We start from the raw sequence: 16,794 nt of genomic DNA, 5'->3' as shown, positions 1-16,794 counted from the left end.
TTGAGAACGGCGTTATTAAAGGAAGAAGTCCATACGGAAATAGATCGGTGCTTCGCGCTCGATCACATCAGGACGTTCCAGGGAATGAGCGAAGGTCACTGAGGCCGCAACGTGCTGGCCTCGGGTAAACAGCTCGAACGAATTGCTCGACAAGCGGCCATGCTGGTCGCCGTTGTAACGGTCGTTGCGGATCACGCCCTGGTCGTAACCGGCAGCCGCGCCATATTCGGCGAACACCGGGCGCAGCCAGTCCAGGGTGACCGGGCGAGTCAGGCGCAACTCGTTACGCCAGTAACCACCGCTGTCGCCAGACAGAAACTCATCCTTGTAACCACGCACCGATGCCGATCCGCCCAGGCTGGTGCGTTGCGAGCTGAACAACACATCTTCGCTGCGCTGCCCGGTGGCCAGGCTGGTGAAGCTCAGGTTCTCGCCCCACAGTTGAAAGGGGTGCAGGTAGCTGAGGGTGCCGGTGTATTTGCGATAACGTGCATCGGCTTCACCCGGGCGAGGATCGTGGTTGCCCTGCGCATCCAGTGCACCGATGCCCTGCTGCATGCCCAGGTCGATGTTGATGAACGCCGAACCGACCCGCCGCCCGTGGTTGATACCGAACTGCGCCTCGGTGATGCGATTGCTGCTGACCGCCAGTTTGCTGTCTTCGACGTAGTTGTTGGTGCGCAGGTAGGACAGACCGGCATTGAGCGAGGTCTTGCTAAGCGCGTCGCGATACACGACCCGCTCGGCCTTGAACTGGTGGTTCTGACTGTCGCCATCCTGCTTGAAGTTGATGTTCGAGGCCTGGGCCACCGAGCGGTATTCGCTGGTGTTGTACAGATAGCTGAATGTCCACCAGCCCCAGGGCAAACTGTAGGCAAGCGAGGCATTGCGCGATGCTTTCTGCCGATCGCTGATCGCATCGTGGCCGCCGCGCAGGCTGAACTGATCGGCCAGCCCCAGCGGATTGTCCCATTCAAGCCCGGCGTTCCATTGCTGCTCACCGGTGCTGCGCTGCCCCTCGTTGGTACGCGACAGGTTGGCCCGCCACGGTTTTCGCGGAGTGTTCTTGACCACCACATCGCTGCCGCCGACGACCTGGCCGGGGGTCAGTTCCATCTGCGCCTGATTGGACGGCAGACGGTTGAGCTGATCGACCATCTGCTCGATTTCGCGCAGGTTGACCATCTCGCCCTCCTTGCCGGGAAAGGTCATGGCCAGCTCACGCGCCGACAGACCGCTGGCAGCATCGCCGCGCAGATGCTCCAGCTTGCCTTCAATGACCAGCACTTGCAGGTCGCCTGTAGACAGGTCCTGTTGCGGCAGATAGGCGCGAGTCGTCACCAGGCCTTTTTCAAGGTAATGATCAGTGATGACTTTCAGCAACTCGTTGAGCTGGGCGACGCCAAGACACTTGCCTTGATACGGCGCGATCAGCTCATCACGCTCGGCGGGCGACAGTGAATCAGCGCCCTTGAGCTCTATACGCTGAATGGTGAAGCAGCGGGTGTCAGCAGGCGCGCCTGGTACCGCGGGTGCAGCTTGTTTGCCCGGCAGGTCCTTGAGGTCTTCAAGACGACGGCGTTGCTCTTCGAGCAAGCGGTCCTGACGATCACGAATGAGGTCTTGTTCGCCTGGCAAATTGGCGGGAGGGCTGGCTGCAAGCAAGGGGAACGGCGCGATGGCGAGCATGAGCAGCAGGGCTACTCTGGGAGCATGAGGGTGCACGGTGCGTCCTTGCAGTAGCATATTGATATCAAAAGGTGGGCAATATTAGAACGCCATCATCATGGCGTCAAATATTTGTATCGACCTTGTATCCGATTTGTTGAACTTTTTTTGAAGTTGATTTTGACAGCACCGACCTCTAGCCTGCGCCAAAGGATCGTGTGCTTAGTATTGATAGGCGGCAGCGTATCTTTTCGACATAGCATTAAGGTCATAATTAAATATATGCAGAAATGCTAATCGGCTAGCACACGAAAACCGGCTCGCGCCAAGGCCGCGGACGCACTGATAAAATGGCTATGGTTTAAAGCAAATAGGTGAAAGCATGCTGACCCTCCAAGGCTCTGGAGCCGCAACGACGGTCTTTCTGTATCGCTAAGGTGTGAATAAAGAGGCTGCAGGTTATCGGTCAAACCCTGCAATGTGACGCATGAGTAAACACGGGGATGGGTCATAACAACTAGTTATCGGCAAATACCCGACAATGAACCGCTATTCCAGCCGCCTCCTGTTGTATGCACTATCGGGGGCGCTGCAGTCTTGTATCTGTTTAGAAGCGCGTCATGGACTCTAGAGCCTCCCGCGCCTTGCACTCATCGTTATACACAATCTGACTGCTTATTGTTCCAATGCGGAGCGCGAGGAACGAGAAGCGTGCGAAAAACACTTCTCATTACCCTGCGCGGGAGGCCTTTCGAATCACTGTTGCCCGGACAACTTCATGATCATCCGCGACAGCAGATAGATCCGTGGCGCGACACTGCCCACCTCGGCGTACTCTTCAGGCGTATGGATGTTGCCACCGACGATGCCGAAACCATCCAGCGTCGGCGTTCCTACGCTGGCAGACAAACTTGAATCCGCCGCCCCGCCGCTGCCCTCGATGGTCAGGGTGCGGCCCAGCTCACCGTAGATGCCTTGCGCCATCGCGACCAATGCATCGGACTGCGCGGTTTGCGGCATCGGTGGCAGGCCACGGACCAGGCTGGTCTTGACCTCGGTATCAGGCACCAGCTTGTTGGCCGACACCCTGGCCAGATCCTGCTCGACGCGGTCAAACTCCTCCGGTACGGCAGCACGCACATCGGCCTTGGCGCTGGCCTGATCAGGAATCACGTTGGTGCGGTCTCCCGCCTTGAGCACGGTGAAGTTGATGGTGGTTTTCTTCTCCTCGTCACCCAGCTTGCCGAGTTGCAGGATCTGATGGGCAACTTCGGTCGCGGCGTTACGTCCCAACTCAGGCGCCACGCCTGCATGCGAGGCCTTGCCCTTGACTTCGACCAGCGCGGTTGCCGAGCCTTTGCGCCACACCACCAGACCGTCGGCCGGACGTCCCGGCTCCAGGTTGAGCGTGACGTCATGCTCCTTCGCGGTTTTCTTGATCAGCTCGGTACCGACGCCTGAGCCAGTCTCCTCACTGGCGTCGAGCAGCACCGTGATCTGCGCGTAGTCGGTGAACTTCAGGTTGTGCAGCACCTTCAGCGCATAGATAGCCGCAACGATGCCGCCCTTGTCATCCATCACGCCTGGGCCGTAGGCACGCCCGTCCTTGATATGAAACGGACGCTCGGCCGCGGAGCCTTCCTTGAACACGGTGTCCATGTGCGCCATCAGCAGAATCTTCGCCTTGCCGGTGCCTTTCAGGGTGGCGATGACGTGGTTGCTGGCTTCTGGCGTATTTGGAACGAGCTCGATGGTGGCACCGAGCTTTTTCAGCTCTTCGATCGCGATGTCGCTGACCTTGGTCAGGCCCGGTACATACCCGGAACCCGAGTCGATGTTCACCAGACGCTCCAGCAGCTTCAAGGCTTCGTCCTTGTATTGCTCGGCATCGGCCTGGATCGCCTTGTGCGGTTCGGCCATGGCCGCTGGTGCCAGAGCTGTCAACGCAAGCGCCAAAGCGAGATGAGCGGCCAGTGGCGAGCGGGAGAATGAGCGCATGTTGTTCCGTCCTTGTGTTCGGTTAGTCGAGGTTTTCAGGACCATACCTTAAACAAACACCGGCCGTCATGAGTCAACTCGCGGTACGCCAACGCTCGAACGTGTCAAACAGCAGCCCATACAGAATCGGGATCAAGCCCAGCGTCACCAGTGTGCCCAACGCCAGCCCGCCCATGATCGTGATCGCCATACCCTCCCAGAGCGGGCCGGCAAAAAGCATAAGAGGGACCAAGCCGATGATGCACGTGAGTTTGGTCATCACGATCGGTCGCAACCGCTTGATCGCTGCGTTGACCACCGCCTCACGAACCGACAGCCCGTGCCCGCGCTCAACCTCGATGCGTTCGAGCAATAGCACCGCATTGTTGACAATGATGCCGGCCAGCGACAGCAGCCCGAACGTCGCCATGAAGCCGAACGGGTATCCGGTGAGCACCAGGGCCAATGCCACGCCGATGATCACAAAGGGCACACTGGATATGACGATCAGCAACTTGCGAAACGAATTGAACTGCCACACGAACAACGACAGCATCGCCACCAGTGCGTGCGGCATGTATTGCAGAAGCGCCTGGTTGGCTTCGGCCGAGTCCTCTATTTCACCACCCAGTTCGATGCGATAACCCGCTGGCATATTGAGCGTCGCAATCTGCGGTGCCAGATGTTCAATGATCGAGGTGGCGGTCAACGACGGATTGTGTCCTACCACAGTGATCGCACGCTCCAGATTGCGGCGCTGAATGGTCGATGCCTCGGCCTCGGGTTCGACCGTCGCGATGGCGGACAACATCAGCGGCGCCGCCCCGGAAGCCGGGTAAATCAACGTACTGTCCAGATCATTGGCAGGCGTAATCGTTGTGCCCTGCTCACGAGCCACAATCGCCACAGCCGTTTCACCATCCTGCAGCGATGACACAGACAGCCCGGTGTTCCTCAGTTGCAGAGCTTGCGCGATGTCCTGAGTGGAAACACCGGCATGCAGCGCCTTGTACTGATCGACGACTACGTCATAACGCAGCAGCCGGGTACGCCAGTCATCGCGTACGTCCAGGGTTCCGGGTAACGCCGAAAAGGCTTGCTCGATTTTGCGGGCAATATTTCGCAGCACTTTTTCGTCAGGGCCAATGACCCGGTAGACCGCAATCCCGGCTTCGGTGGTGCCCATGGAAAACCGTTTGGGCTGCGCTTCGACTTCGGGGTGCTGGGTCAGGATGAAGTGCCGGGTTCGCTCAATGACTGCATCGAGGTTGGCACCGTCACGCACGCTGACCGTGAAGTAGGCAATATTCGGCGCGGGCAGAGGCGGATTGAGCCCCAGAACAATTCTCGGCCCGCCATTGGCGACATAGCCAATGCTGTGTTTGACGCCCTGATCGCTGCTCAGCCACTGACTGATATCGCGCACGGCCTGAGACGTAGCACGCGAGCTGCTGCCGGGCTCCAGCACCAACGGAATCTGGAATTGCATGCGGTCGGACTTGGGCAGAAAGTCGTAAGGCACCTGGGTCAGCACGACGATCGCAACCGTCAGCAATCCCAGCATGCTTGCGATGAAGATCAAGGAGTGATTCAGCAGCCTCTCGATGACTTTTCGATAGCCTCGATAGAACACCGATGCATACTCATCGATGTTGTCAGTCGCCCCTGAGACAGCGGGTGCCTTGGCAAAGTAAAAGCACAACAGGGGCGTCACGGTGATGCTGAGCAGCCACGAACTGATCAGCGTGGTGGCGAGCACAATCGCCAGCGAACGCAGGTATTCGTTAGTGCTGGTCTGCCCCAGAAAGAACGGCGAAAACGCCAGCACAATGACCAGTGACGAAGTCAGCAAGGGGATCATCAACGTATGCCCGGCTTCCTCACAGGCCCGCCGTCGGTCCTCCCCGGCGTGCAGACGCCGCTCGATGTCCTCGGCGATGACAATGCCATTGTCCACCAGCAGCCCGAGGGCCAGGATGATCGCGGCAATCGACACCGTCTGCAGTTCTATCCCCAGCGAGCGCATGACCAGCAATGTACTCAGGATGGTCAGTGGCACAATCACCCCAACCACCAGGCCGGTACGCCAGCCCAGAAACAGCATGACCACACACATCACGATAACGACCGTTTCGGCCATGACGTGATACATCTTGTTCATTTCGTGCTGAACCACGCTGGACTGAAACGTCACGATGTGCAGGGTAAAGCCCGCTGGAAGTTGTTGTTCCAGCTCGCCGAGTTTTTTGCGCAGAGCGGCACCGAACGTCTGGACATTGAGTCCGGGCTGCATCGAAACGGCCAGCACCACAGCATCCTGCCCCTGGTAGATCGCTTCGGTTTCCGGCGGGTCGACAGGGCTCACCGATATTCGGGTCAGGTCATGCAACGCTACCATCTGGCCGCCGGGCAACTGCACGGGAAACTGACGAAGCTGATCCAGCGACAGCACCTCGCCGCTGACCGAGAGCGTGGTGCTCTGTTGCCCGATGACCGGGTTGCCTCCCGGCGCGATCAGGTTGCGGTTTTGCAATTGCTGGAGCAACTGTTGCGGCGAAAGCCCGGCTGCCGCTAGTGTCTGGTGATCGAAGTCGAGGTAGATTCGCTCGTCCTGCAGGCCATACAGCTCGACCTGATCGACACCCTTGAGCTCATAAAGCTGATTGCGCAGGCGTTTTATCGGCGCGCGCATCTCGCTCATGGTAAAACCCGGCGCCGTCAACGCAACGGAAGCCACTGCCACGCGACCGAAATCATCGTCCACAAAGGGCCCTTGGGTGCCGGCCGGGAAGACTCCGTTCGTTTCGCTCACCTTCGCCCGGAGTCGTTGCCACAGCAGTCCCAGATCCTTGATGGTGTCATACGCCGTGACTTGCACAATCACCCGGCCTGGCTGGACCGTGGTGACAATGTTCTTGATCTCGGCCAGTTCACGGATACGTTCTTCGAGTGGCCTGGCAAGCAGCTCTTCCGTCCGTTCGGTGGAGAGCCCGGCCAGGGACACGCTGACCAGTGCGTCGCGAACCGTCACCGAAGGTTCTTCCTGCGACGGAAACCCCAAAAAGGTCGCGACACCGGCGAGCAAAACAAGGAAGGCCGCAAACAGGGTCAGGCGGCTCGCGCTCATTGCGCGGTAGGTAAGACTCATTGCGTGCCCCCGGTCAAACGTGTTCCAGGCTGAAACAGAGTGACGGTCTCGCCGTCCTGCAGGAAAGCAGCGCCGGCAGTGACCACTCGCTCCCCGACAGCCAGGCCGCTGGCGATCAACGCCCGGCCATCTTTAACCGTACCCAGCGAAACAGAGCGGATGGCGACTGTTCCGCCTGGCTGGTAAACAAAGACCTCGGCGGCGTTGCTGCCAGTGCCCATCCACAACGCCTGGACCGGGACCGACAAGGGCTGTGTGCCGGTATCGGGATGCATCTGCACCAGCAGCGTGACGCCGCTGGGCAATCTACTGGCAGGCCGCAACACACGAAACACGGCCGTTCTGACCAGCCCGTCATCGGCACGGGTTGAGATGCCTTCAAGTGCCAGATCAAACCCTGAAGTGCCGTCTGCCGTGCTTGAGGCTCTGGCCAGGTCACCAGGTTTGAGCGTTTCGGCAGGCGCCAGCGGAACAGCAGCCACCACCTCCTGCCCGGCAGCGGACTCGATGTCCAGCACCACTTGCCCAGCGGGCAACACGGTGCGCGGCTGTGCATGCCGTGCGACTACTCGCCCGGCAAAGGGTGCGATCAACCGGGTGCGGTCGAGCTCGTGGTGGGCCAGAGCCTGCTCAGCCTGGGCCCGGACCTGCTCGGCCTTGGCCTGTTCACTGGATGCCAGGGCCGACTCGACCACACTCTGGGCGACACTGCCTGCCGCGAGCAGACGCTTCTGACGCTGATAATTAAGCTCACGTTCAACCGCCTGCGCTCTGGCCAGACGCAAGCTGGCCTGCGCCTCTTGCAGACGCAGCTGCGCAGGCTGTCGGTCAATGCTGGCGAGCACCTGATCCTTTTCAACGGTATCGCCAATGTCGACCCGCAGTTCTGTCAGGGTGCCTGCCGATTCAAACGCCAGACTGGCGCGCTCCTGCTGCCGAACGGTGCCGATAAAGCGCACCGTGGTTCCCTCTCCTGCCCGTGCAGCTTCAACCTTGACGGCACGGATGGCCGAGACGCTGGCCGTATGTTTATCGCTGCACCCACTGACCATCAGGGCGATCATTACGATACTGCAAGCGTGTAAAACACATCGCTGTAGATCAGGAAACCCATCGGGATGTAATCGCATGACAGGCTTCATCCCTTCAGAAGGCGTAGTTCAAGGCAATCAAACCGCTGCCTTCGGCATCGGTCTCGACCAGCGGGCTGCCACGGGTCTGATCGGTGTAGTGGGTCACCCCAAGGCTTGCAACGGTTGACCAGTGGGCATCAAAGGTGTGCTGCCAGGCGAGCGCAGCCGAGTACGCGTAAATCCCGCTGTCTGCCGTGAACCTGGAAAAGCCGGTGCGCTGACTCTGGATCGGGCTCACACCGAAGTAGGTCTGGTTGTAACGGCCGTCACCGGCATGCGCATCGATATCCAGCGTCACCGTATCGGTCTGGCTGTGGTAGGCGATGCCCTCAAAACCCAAGCGGTAACGGTTGCCACGCTTTTCACCGGCCACACGCAGTTCGGCCTCGGCACTGGCCGACAACCACGGTGTGAGCTGTTGAGAGATCATGAAGTCGCCAACCGTTGCACCCTTGACGGTGCCCATCCCTCTGAGTTCATTGGAACCAGGGCGGTTTGTACTGTTTTTCTCGGTACGGCCGAAATCGTAGTTGAGCGCTGCGCTGGCCCCGAACCCGGAATCAGACTGCCATTGCAGCCCCACTCCCCGTGCGGTATCCGCAAAAAAGATGCCGCGCTGAACGGTGAGCATCGGCAACACTTGACTGCGGTATTCATCGGCCCCCATGTAGCGTGGCAGCACGGCCATGCCGAGGCCGAAATTGACGTTGAACCTGTCGCCGAGAATGGACTGGCTTTGCGTAGACGCGCTGTCCTGAGCAAAAGCCTGACCGACCAGTGTCATGGCCACTGAGGCGATCAACACGCCTAGCGCAGGCTTGAGCATTGCAGGACGAACGTGAGGACGAACGGTTTCAGGACTCATGGTGATACTCCGGTTTCATTCAGGATTGAGGTGGGGTTGTCGGTTCTGCGCCGCGAAGCACTCGAAACATGTCGATTCGGTTTTGTTGCAGCTCATCGAGTGACTTGCGACCGGCTGCATCGGCTTCGGCGATACGGATGGTGGAGCCCAGCAATGCCGTGCGTTCGGCAGCACCGGCATTGAGCTCGAAGGACAGGCGGCACACTTTTTCCTGCACCAGCGCGACGCGCTCGATCTCGTTGCGAACATGGCCCAGGGCCAGCTGACGACGGGTCAGCACACCGGCCATTTCACGAAACGAGTTCTGAATGGCTTTTTCATACTCGGCGACCGCGATCTGCTGGCGCACATGCGCCAGATCCAGGTTGGCCTGATTACGCCCGCCGTCGAACAACGGCAGGTTCAGTTGCGGGGAGAACAGCCAGGTACCGCTGCCATTGCTGAACAGCGTGCGCAGACTGTCGCTCTGCAGACCTACGCTGGTACTGAGTTTTATGGACGGAAAGAATGCAGCACGGGCGGCACCGATATTGGCGTTGCTGGCCTTGAGTGCTTCTTCGCGCTGACGAATATCAAAACGCTCAAGCAGACGCTGAGACGGCAGATTCGACAGCCAGGCCGGTGTCTCGACCAGCGCGATGGTCAGCGCCGGCGTTTCCGGCGTGGTGGCTGGCAACACTGCCGAGTAGCCGGTGAGCAGCAGCAAAGCCTGGGAAGCGTTCGCGTGATCGCTTAGCGCATCCTGTACCTGCTGCTGTGCAGTCAAGGTTTCAAGGCGCTGCGCCATCAGATCGTCGAGTGAAGTGGCACCCTGGCGCTGCTGCTCTTCGGCCGCCTTTACCAGCATCAGCCGGGCATCATGAACGGCCTGCGCATCCTGCTGCACGGCGGCGGCCAGACGCTCGGCCAGCCAGGCGCGAGCCACTTCCGCAACCAGCGCACTGCGCGCCGCTTGCTGGCCATACGTGCTGGCCAGATAATCATGCTGCGCAGCCTCGGACAGGCTGCGCACGCGCCCAAAAAAATCCAGTTCAAAGTCCGAGACGCCCACCGATGCAATGGAAAGGTGCTGACCATAACGCTCATCGGCAGCCGCATTATCGAAGTGCTGGCGGTTACGCTGGACGCTTGCGGCAATTGTCGGAAAACGATCGGCACGGGTTATGCCGCGCATCGCCCTGGCTTCGTCCACCCTCAGCAGCGCCACGCGAAAATCGCGATTGAACGTCAGGGCTGATTGCAACAGAACCCGCAGTTCACCCTTTGGCGACAGCTCGGCAGCCAGCGCTTCTTCGTCCGCAGTCAGCGCGATGGCAATGGACGCATCACCGGCCGGGACGACAGCAGACAACTGGTCTGCTGGAACCGGCAAGGCCGGGCGCTGATACTCGGGAATCAATGAGCAACCCGAAAAAACCAGGCTCAGCAGCATAGCCAGGTAACAGCATCCGAGGTTGCGGATACGCTTGGACATCGGTGTACTCATCGGCATAGGATCTGTCCGCGACAGTGGGCTCTGGACAGCATCCTGAACGTCGACTTTCAACAAACCGTTCGTGAATTATCAAGATTTGATCAAGAGGCGCGCTCGTGTCAGGAAAACGCATTCTTATCGTTGAAGACGATGCCGACAGTGCCAGCATTCTTGAGGCTTACCTGCGTCGTGACGGCTTCAACGTCGGGCTGGCCGAAAACGGTCAGCGCGGTATCGATATGCACCGTCAGTGGAAACCCGACCTGATTCTGCTGGACGTCATGCTGCCGCTTGTCAGTGGCACGGACGTGCTTTCGGCAGTCCGGCGCTGCAGCGACACGCCGGTGATCATGGTCACCGCCATGGGCGACGAACCGGAAAAGCTCGGCGCATTGCGCTACGGGGCTGACGATTACGTGGTCAAACCCTACAACCCCAAGGAAGTGGTGGCCCGTGTGCACGCGGTGCTGCGCCGCTCCCAGCAGAACGCCAGTAACGAACGCCATTTGCGTTACCAGAACCTGCTGGTGGACCTGGATGCAGTCACCGCCATCATTGAAGGACGAGATGGCACAGACACACTACTCGACCTGACACCCACCGAGTTCAAGATCCTTTCGACCTTGCTGAAAACACCCTCCAAAGCCTTCACCCGCGAAGAATTGCTGGAAATCTGCCTGCCCGACAGCGAGGCGCTGGCCAGGGTTGTCGATGCGCACGTGCACAATCTGCGTCGCAAACTCGAAATTCACGGCGTGGATAATGTGCTGGTGACCGTCCGCTCTGTCGGCTATCGATTCAGGTGAGCCTCATGCAACGCTTTTTCAGACACCGGCAGAAACCTTTATGGCACTGGGTCGGGATGCGCATGAGCATGCTGGCCGTCGGCGCAGTCATCGTGATCGCGTTCTGCATGTGGCTGCACGTCACGGTGTCTGACTGGCTCACATTGCAGGCAATGCCAGTCGATGTGCGCACGGAGTTCATAAGGTTGCAAGCCGAACCTGCCATGGACATGATCAAGCTTCGCGAGTTGTTCTTCGAGTATTACCCGATCGAAAACCTGCTGCCGGGCATCGCCAACAAGGAGTGGTGGGTATTGGCAGCGCTGGTGATGATGGCCATCCCGATCATCATCTTTTTCGGCTTTCTGTTCTCCCGCCCGCTTTCCAGCCAGTTCTCTTCGATTGCCAAGGGCGCGCGTCAGGTCGCTCAGGGTGACTTCAAGACGCGCCTGCCTATGAGCGATAAAGACCCGGACGAGCTACAGGCGCTGGTCAGCGACTTCAACACCATGACCACCCAACTGGGGCGTTACGAACTGGAGGTCAGCGAGTCCAGCGCGATGATCGCCCATGAACTGCGCACGCCACTGAACGCGGCCATGGGGCGTATTCAGGGCATGATCGATGAAGTGTTCCCGCGCGATCTGGCACAACTGGAAATGGTCCACCGCCAACTCAACCAGTTGAACAAACTGGTGAGCGATCTGCACCTTCTCTCACTGGCCAGCGCTGGCCAGTTGACCCTGGACAAGAGGGTATTTTCCCTTGAGAAACTGGTGGCCGAACGCCTGAGCTGGTTTGCCGCACAGCTCGATGAAGCGGGCGTTGTCGTGACGATCGACATCCCCCAACGACTGACCGTCACCGCCGACCGTGACCGGATCGGCCAGGTGGTCAATATTCTCGTCGATAATGCGCTGCGCTACTCGGCGATGGGCGGTGAACTGCTGATTGTCGGCAGGGCCAGCGCACGGAGCATGGAACTGACCGTCTCCGACCGCGGGCCCGGCTTTGGCCCGGAAAACCTTGAACAGGTGTTCGACCGTTTCTGGCGCGCCGAACGTTCGCGGGCGCGCTATTCGGGAGGCAGCGGCCTTGGCCTGTCCATCGCCCGGGCTATTTGCCTCGAGCATGACGGCACTATCGGGGTGCGCAACAGGCCTGGCGGCGGGTCGGTGATCCGCCTGGAAATCCCGGCCTGACCCTGCTGACCCGAACCTGCGGATCAATGCCCCATCAACGAATCGATAGCGTCCGGTTTGTCGTGCACGCCAAACCGGTCCACCAGCGTGGCCGTCGCCCGGTTCATGCCGACAACGTCCACACTGATACCCGCCCTCCTCAGCTTGAGCACCACCTTGTCCAGCGCGGCAACCGCAGTGATGTCCCAGAAATGCGCCTCGCGCAGATCAATGGCGAGTGTTTCGACGTTTTCGCGCAGGTCGAAGGACGCCATGAAGCGCTCGGCAGAAGCGAAAAACACCTGGCCGGTGACGTAATAAGTGCGGTGACTATGCTCAGGGTCTCGGCGCGAAGTGACGTCGAGATAACGGGCGATCTTGCTGGCAAAGAACATCGCGGCCAGCAGGGACCCCACCAACACGCCATAGGCGAGGTTATGGGTGGCTACCACCACGATCACCGTCACGACCAGCACGATGGTTGCGGTCATCATCGACTCAAGCAGGCCCACCACCGCCAGCGCCGCGGAGTACGGCAGGATGATCAACAGCGTGTCGAGATTCAGCGCGACGTCCGGCCACATGAACACCGGCAGACTGTCAGGCATTGCGCCCATATCACCGACAGTTCGTACATCAAGGCCAATGTAAATGGACGTTGCCGTGAGCAGCAGAATGCACACCAACGGCGACGGCAGCAATTTGCCCAGCAATGGCAGGCGCGGGAACAGATAGATAATCGCCAGGCTCGCCGCCGTCATTGCATAAACCGGCCAGGTCGCATGGGTCAGTTCTGGCAGTTGGGCCATGAAAATCAGAATCGCCAGCGCGCTCACAAAGCCGGTCACGACTGATCGTGAAACAAAGCGCATCAGTTCTCCGAGGCGCGAATACCCCGCAACAATCTGTAGTACGCCGCACAGTAACGTGGCGGCCAGCAAATACTGAAGACCATGCTCTTTCACCAGGTTCACCATCAGCAGTGCCATCGCCCCTGTGGCTGCGGAAATCATCGCCGGACGGCCGCCCACGAAAGCGATGACCACACAGATACAGAACGAGGCGTAAAGCCCGACTTTCGGGTCTACCCCCGTGATGATGGAGAACGCGATAGCCTCTGGAATCAGGGCCAGTGCAACGACAAGCCCGGCCAGAACATCGGCCCGGACGCTGGAAAACCACGTAGCTTTGATTTTTTCGAGCATGGAAATACTTGTGTCGAACACCGCAGAGCGCGCATCAGCGAGTGCCGGACGTGCGTGTGCATCGGTTTTCGAATGAGTAATGATTGAGGTGGCGGCGACCGTAAAACGGACACAACGACAGGCGACCGCAGTCAGCGGCAGTCAGGGTGTAGCGAGGGGGCGAAGCGCTAAGGCGGCGTAGGCAGCCAGCTGGAACGGGGCAAAAGTGATTCCTTCGATGGGTCGCAGGACGAACGCATCATAGACCCATCCGTTTGAGGTGTTCAAGACGCAGATGCCTGCCCGACAGCGACACGGCGCAGCTGATATGCGTTTCCCAGGATAATTTTCCCCTGTTTTCAAAGGCGGTTTTCACTCATGATGCAGGCATCATTTGCCCCGATGCCTTCTATGAAACGCTACGAAAAATTCGCCGCCGACATTTCGGAAATGATTCGCAGCGGCGTGTTGCCAGCCGGTGAGAAAGTCCCCTCCGTCAGGGTTGCCAGTCGCACGTATTCGGTGAGCCCCGCCACCGTCTTCAAGGCGTATTACCTGCTGGAAGACAAAGGCCTGATTCAGGCCCGCGCCCGCTCCGGGTATTACGTGCGCGAGCATGCAGCAAATGCGCTGACCGAGCCTGAGCTGGTCAGGCACACCAGCGAAGGCACCGAACTGGGCGTCAGCGACCTGATTTTTTCCGTGCTTGGCTCGCTCAAGAACCCGGACACCGTCCCTTTCGGCTCGGCATTTCCCAGCCCGCACCTTTACCCATTGCCGCGCCTGGCCAAGTCGATGTCTTCAGCGGTGCGGGCGATGACGCCAGCGGGCATTGTCAGCGACATGACCACCGGGAACTCCGAACTGCGCCGCCAGATTGCTCTGCGCTACATGATCAGCGGCGTGCGCCTGCCCGCCGACGAACTGGTGATCACCAACGGCGCGATGGAAGCCCTGAACCTGTGCCTGCAATGCGTCACCAAGCCCGGCGACCTGGTGGCCATCGAAGCACCTGCGTTCTATGCCTGCCTTCAGGTGCTGGAGCGGCTCAAGCTGAAAGCCGTCGAAATTCCTGTGCATCCGCGTGACGGCGTGGATCTGGACTCTTTGCAGGACAGCCTTACACGCCTGCCGATCAAAGCCTGCTGGTTCATGAGCAGCTTCCAGAACCCACTGGGCGCGAGCATGACCCAAGCGAAAAAACTCAGGCTCTACAACCTGCTGGAACGCAAGCAGATCCCGCTGATCGAGGACGATGTGTACGCCGAGCTGTATTACGGTGCCAATGCACCCCATCCGGTCAAAAGCCTTGATCACAGCGGGCTGGTAATGCACTGCAGCTCGTTTTCCAAGACCCTGGCTCCCGGCTACCGTGTTGGCTGGGTGGCAGGCGGGCGTTTTACCGAACAGATCAATCGGCTGAAACTGATGACCACCATTTCACCTTCTGTCCCCGCCCAGGCAGCGATTGCCGACTACCTCAAACATGGCGGCTACGACCGCCACCTGCGCAAATTGCGCGACACCCTCGAACTGCAACAAGGCGCGATGCTGGCCGCTGCCGCTCGTTATTTCCCGGCAGCGACACGCGTCACCCGCCCCGCTGGCGGGTACTTTCTGTGGTTCGAATTCCCCGGGCAAGTGGACTCGCTGCAGGTGTTCCAGATGGCCCTGGCCCAAGGTATCAGTATGGCACCCGGCCCGATCTTCTCGGCCTCGCAGCGCTTCAAGAACTGCGCACGCCTGAACTACGGCACGCCCTGGGATGAACGCAGCGAGCAGGCCATGGCGATGCTTGGACGAATCATTGCGTCGTTCTGAAGTATTTATGTTCGGCCCGCGCACAACTGATCCGTATTTTTAATCTGTTTCTGAATCTGTACCAGAATCTGCCTGCGCAGGATAATGGCCACGCATTAAAACACGCAGGACAACCGTCAGAGCCCGGAACCTGCGACTCGTTACAGACAGACCGATCGGCAGGAGACGCTCATGGGCAAGCTCGGACTTTCATTGATAGGTTTTTTGTTGTTGGCGATAGCGGTGGGTTTGCTGGGGACTATTTCGCCGTATTGAGCATTGATTATCGCCGTCATGCTCATCGCTCACGGTTATACACACTTCCTGATGACTATCGCGCCCATGCTGCGTATGGGCGCGAAAATCTGCTCCAGGCTCGTTCAGCAGCCGATTAATTAGTTTTCCTCATATACCCTTGCCGATTTACCCGTCTAGTACCGCTGCCTTCCCTCGCATAACTTCCTCTCGACCGATGTTGCTGCAGTGCAATCGTCACTGAGAACAGCCCATCCATGTTTTTTCGCCCGCGAGCTCTGCTGGTTCGCTCCACGGGAGGCACACGATGCAAAAACGCAATTTAGGCAACAGTTCTCTTCAGGTATCGGCGCTGGGCCTTGGCTGCATGGGCCTTAGCCACGGTTACGGTCCGGCTACCGAGACAGGCAAAGCCGTTTCGCTGATTCGCTCTGCCGTAGACCTCGGCATTACTTTTTTCGATACCGCCGAGCTGTACGGTCCTTACCTGAATGAAGAAGTAGTGGGCCAGGCCCTGGCGCCGGTTCGGGATCAGGTCGTGATCGCCACCAAATTCGGCTTCACATTCGGCGAAGACAACCGGCAGCAGATTCTGAACAGCCGCCCGGAGCATGTCAGGGCGGCTGTCGAGGGTTCACTGCGCCGAATCAAGACAGACTACATCGACTTGCTGTATCAACACCGCGTTGACCCCGATGTACCTATCGAAGACGTGGCTGGAGTCGTCAAGGAGCTCATCGCCGAAGGCAAGGTCAAGCATTTCGGCCTTTCCGAGGCAGGCGTGCAAACCATCCGACGAGCGCATGCCGTTCAGCCGGTCACTGCGCTGCAAAGTGAATACTCACTGTGGTGGCGAGAGCCCGAGCAGGAAATCTTTCCAACGCTCGCAGAGCTGGGTATCGGCTTTGTACCGTTCAGCCCGCTGGGCAAGGGTTTTCTCACCGGGACGATTTCGGCGGATGCCTCGTTTGGCAGTGATGATTTCCGCAGTGTGGTTCCACGCTTCACTCAGCAAGCGCTGAAGGCCAACCAGAATCTGGTTTTTCTATTGGGCGAGATCGCCAAGCAAAAAGGCGTGACGCCTGCCCAGATCGCACTTGCCTGGCTGCTTGCACAGGCGCCCTGCATTGTTCCGATCCCCGGAACGACCAAGCTGCATCGCCTCGAAGAAAATGTCGGCGGTGCGTCTATCACCCTTTGCGAAGCTGACCTGCAGGCAATCGCTTCGCTTCTGGCACAGATCAGCATTGAGGGCGACCGCTACTCCGAGTCTCTCAAAGCTCGTGTGGGTCGCTGAGGGAGGGGTTCCCACGCTGAATAACAC

General features: G+C 59.2%; 11 protein-coding genes. 4 read left to right on the top strand and 7 right to left on the bottom strand.

Going from position 1 to position 16,794, the window contains the following annotated elements; translation table 11 throughout:
- Positions 1–15: 15 nt before the first annotated feature.
- The 6 genes from RGM3321_RS06840 to RGM3321_RS06815 all read right to left on the bottom strand — a co-directional run bounded on the left by RGM3321_RS06840 (position 16) and on the right by RGM3321_RS06815 (position 10,283).
- Positions 16–1,725 carry a ShlB/FhaC/HecB family hemolysin secretion/activation protein gene (locus RGM3321_RS06840; RefSeq protein WP_347880967.1) on the bottom strand — a complete coding sequence of 570 codons (1,710 nt, stop codon included), beginning with the start codon at positions 1,723–1,725 and terminating at the stop codon, positions 16–18.
- A gap of 699 nt (positions 1,726–2,424) precedes the next feature.
- Positions 2,425–3,666, bottom strand: a complete 1,242-nt coding sequence (locus RGM3321_RS06835) for a M20/M25/M40 family metallo-hydrolase (RefSeq protein WP_244392250.1) — start codon at positions 3,664–3,666, stop codon at positions 2,425–2,427.
- Between the two features lie 73 nt (positions 3,667–3,739).
- Complete coding sequence (locus tag RGM3321_RS06830; RefSeq protein ID WP_244392249.1) at positions 3,740–6,793, bottom strand: efflux RND transporter permease subunit; 3,054 nt, start codon at positions 6,791–6,793, stop codon at positions 3,740–3,742.
- Positions 6,790–7,857 carry an efflux RND transporter periplasmic adaptor subunit gene (locus RGM3321_RS06825; protein WP_244392248.1) on the bottom strand — a complete coding sequence of 356 codons (1,068 nt, stop codon included), beginning with the start codon at positions 7,855–7,857 and terminating at the stop codon, positions 6,790–6,792. Before RGM3321_RS06825 ends, RGM3321_RS06830 begins: the two co-directional genes overlap by 4 nt.
- 82 nt (positions 7,858–7,939) lie before the next feature.
- A complete protein-coding gene (locus RGM3321_RS06820; protein ID WP_244392247.1) occupies positions 7,940–8,791 on the bottom strand; it encodes a MipA/OmpV family protein in 852 nt (283 codons plus the stop codon).
- Between the two features lie 19 nt (positions 8,792–8,810).
- Positions 8,811–10,283, bottom strand: a complete 1,473-nt coding sequence (locus tag RGM3321_RS06815) for an efflux transporter outer membrane subunit (protein ID WP_244392246.1) — start codon at positions 10,281–10,283, stop codon at positions 8,811–8,813.
- 98 nt (positions 10,284–10,381) lie between these two features.
- Between RGM3321_RS06815 and RGM3321_RS06810 the strand changes: the two genes are divergently transcribed.
- Both RGM3321_RS06810 and RGM3321_RS06805 read left to right on the top strand, forming a co-directional pair.
- Positions 10,382–11,071, top strand: a complete 690-nt coding sequence (locus tag RGM3321_RS06810) for a response regulator (RefSeq protein WP_244392245.1) — start codon at positions 10,382–10,384, stop codon at positions 11,069–11,071.
- A 5-nt stretch (positions 11,072–11,076) separates the two neighbouring features.
- Complete coding sequence (locus RGM3321_RS06805; RefSeq protein WP_244392244.1) at positions 11,077–12,252, top strand: ATP-binding protein; 1,176 nt, start codon at positions 11,077–11,079, stop codon at positions 12,250–12,252.
- A 23-nt stretch (positions 12,253–12,275) separates the two neighbouring features.
- Here the strand turns inward: RGM3321_RS06805 and RGM3321_RS06800 are convergent, their stop codons facing one another.
- Positions 12,276–13,436 carry a SulP family inorganic anion transporter gene (locus RGM3321_RS06800; protein WP_244392243.1) on the bottom strand — a complete coding sequence of 387 codons (1,161 nt, stop codon included), beginning with the start codon at positions 13,434–13,436 and terminating at the stop codon, positions 12,276–12,278.
- A 390-nt stretch (positions 13,437–13,826) separates the two neighbouring features.
- Between RGM3321_RS06800 and mapR the strand changes: the two genes are divergently transcribed.
- Positions 13,827–15,236 (top strand): GntR family transcriptional regulator MpaR, encoded by a 1,410-nt coding sequence (gene mapR, locus RGM3321_RS06795; protein ID WP_244392242.1) that lies wholly within the window; start codon positions 13,827–13,829, stop codon positions 15,234–15,236.
- A gap of 541 nt (positions 15,237–15,777) precedes the next feature.
- Entirely contained in the window at positions 15,778–16,767 is a 990-nt protein-coding gene (locus RGM3321_RS06790; RefSeq protein WP_244392241.1) for an aldo/keto reductase, read from the top strand.
- Positions 16,768–16,794: the final 27 nt, after the last annotated feature.

Origin of the sequence: Pseudomonas sp. RGM 3321, assembly GCF_022836805.1 — a bacterium.
Taxonomy (GTDB): domain Bacteria; phylum Pseudomonadota; class Gammaproteobacteria; order Pseudomonadales; family Pseudomonadaceae; genus Aquipseudomonas.
Note: the sequence above shows the minus strand (reverse complement) of the source record. Positions and strands in the feature narration are given on the sequence as shown.

What these genes read in the sequence shown, in the direction of transcription:
- RGM3321_RS06835 (WP_244392250.1), bottom strand. Translation starts at nt 3,666, where the DNA reads ATGCGCTCATTCTCCCGCTCGCCACTGGCCGCTCATCTCGCTTTGGCG.
- RGM3321_RS06830 (WP_244392249.1), bottom strand. Translation starts at nt 6,793, where the DNA reads ATGAGTCTTACCTACCGCGCAATGAGCGCGAGCCGCCTGACCCTGTTT.
- RGM3321_RS06825 (WP_244392248.1), bottom strand. Translation starts at nt 7,857, where the DNA reads ATGATCGCCCTGATGGTCAGTGGGTGCAGCGATAAACATACGGCCAGC.
- RGM3321_RS06820 (WP_244392247.1), bottom strand. Translation starts at nt 8,791, where the DNA reads ATGAGTCCTGAAACCGTTCGTCCTCACGTTCGTCCTGCAATGCTCAAG.
- RGM3321_RS06815 (WP_244392246.1), bottom strand. Translation starts at nt 10,283, where the DNA reads ATGCCGATGAGTACACCGATGTCCAAGCGTATCCGCAACCTCGGATGC.
- RGM3321_RS06805 (WP_244392244.1), top strand. Translation starts at nt 11,077, where the DNA reads ATGCAACGCTTTTTCAGACACCGGCAGAAACCTTTATGGCACTGGGTC.
- RGM3321_RS06800 (WP_244392243.1), bottom strand. Translation starts at nt 13,436, where the DNA reads ATGCTCGAAAAAATCAAAGCTACGTGGTTTTCCAGCGTCCGGGCCGAT.
- mapR (WP_244392242.1), top strand. Translation starts at nt 13,827, where the DNA reads ATGAAACGCTACGAAAAATTCGCCGCCGACATTTCGGAAATGATTCGC.
- RGM3321_RS06790 (WP_244392241.1), top strand. Translation starts at nt 15,778, where the DNA reads ATGCAAAAACGCAATTTAGGCAACAGTTCTCTTCAGGTATCGGCGCTG.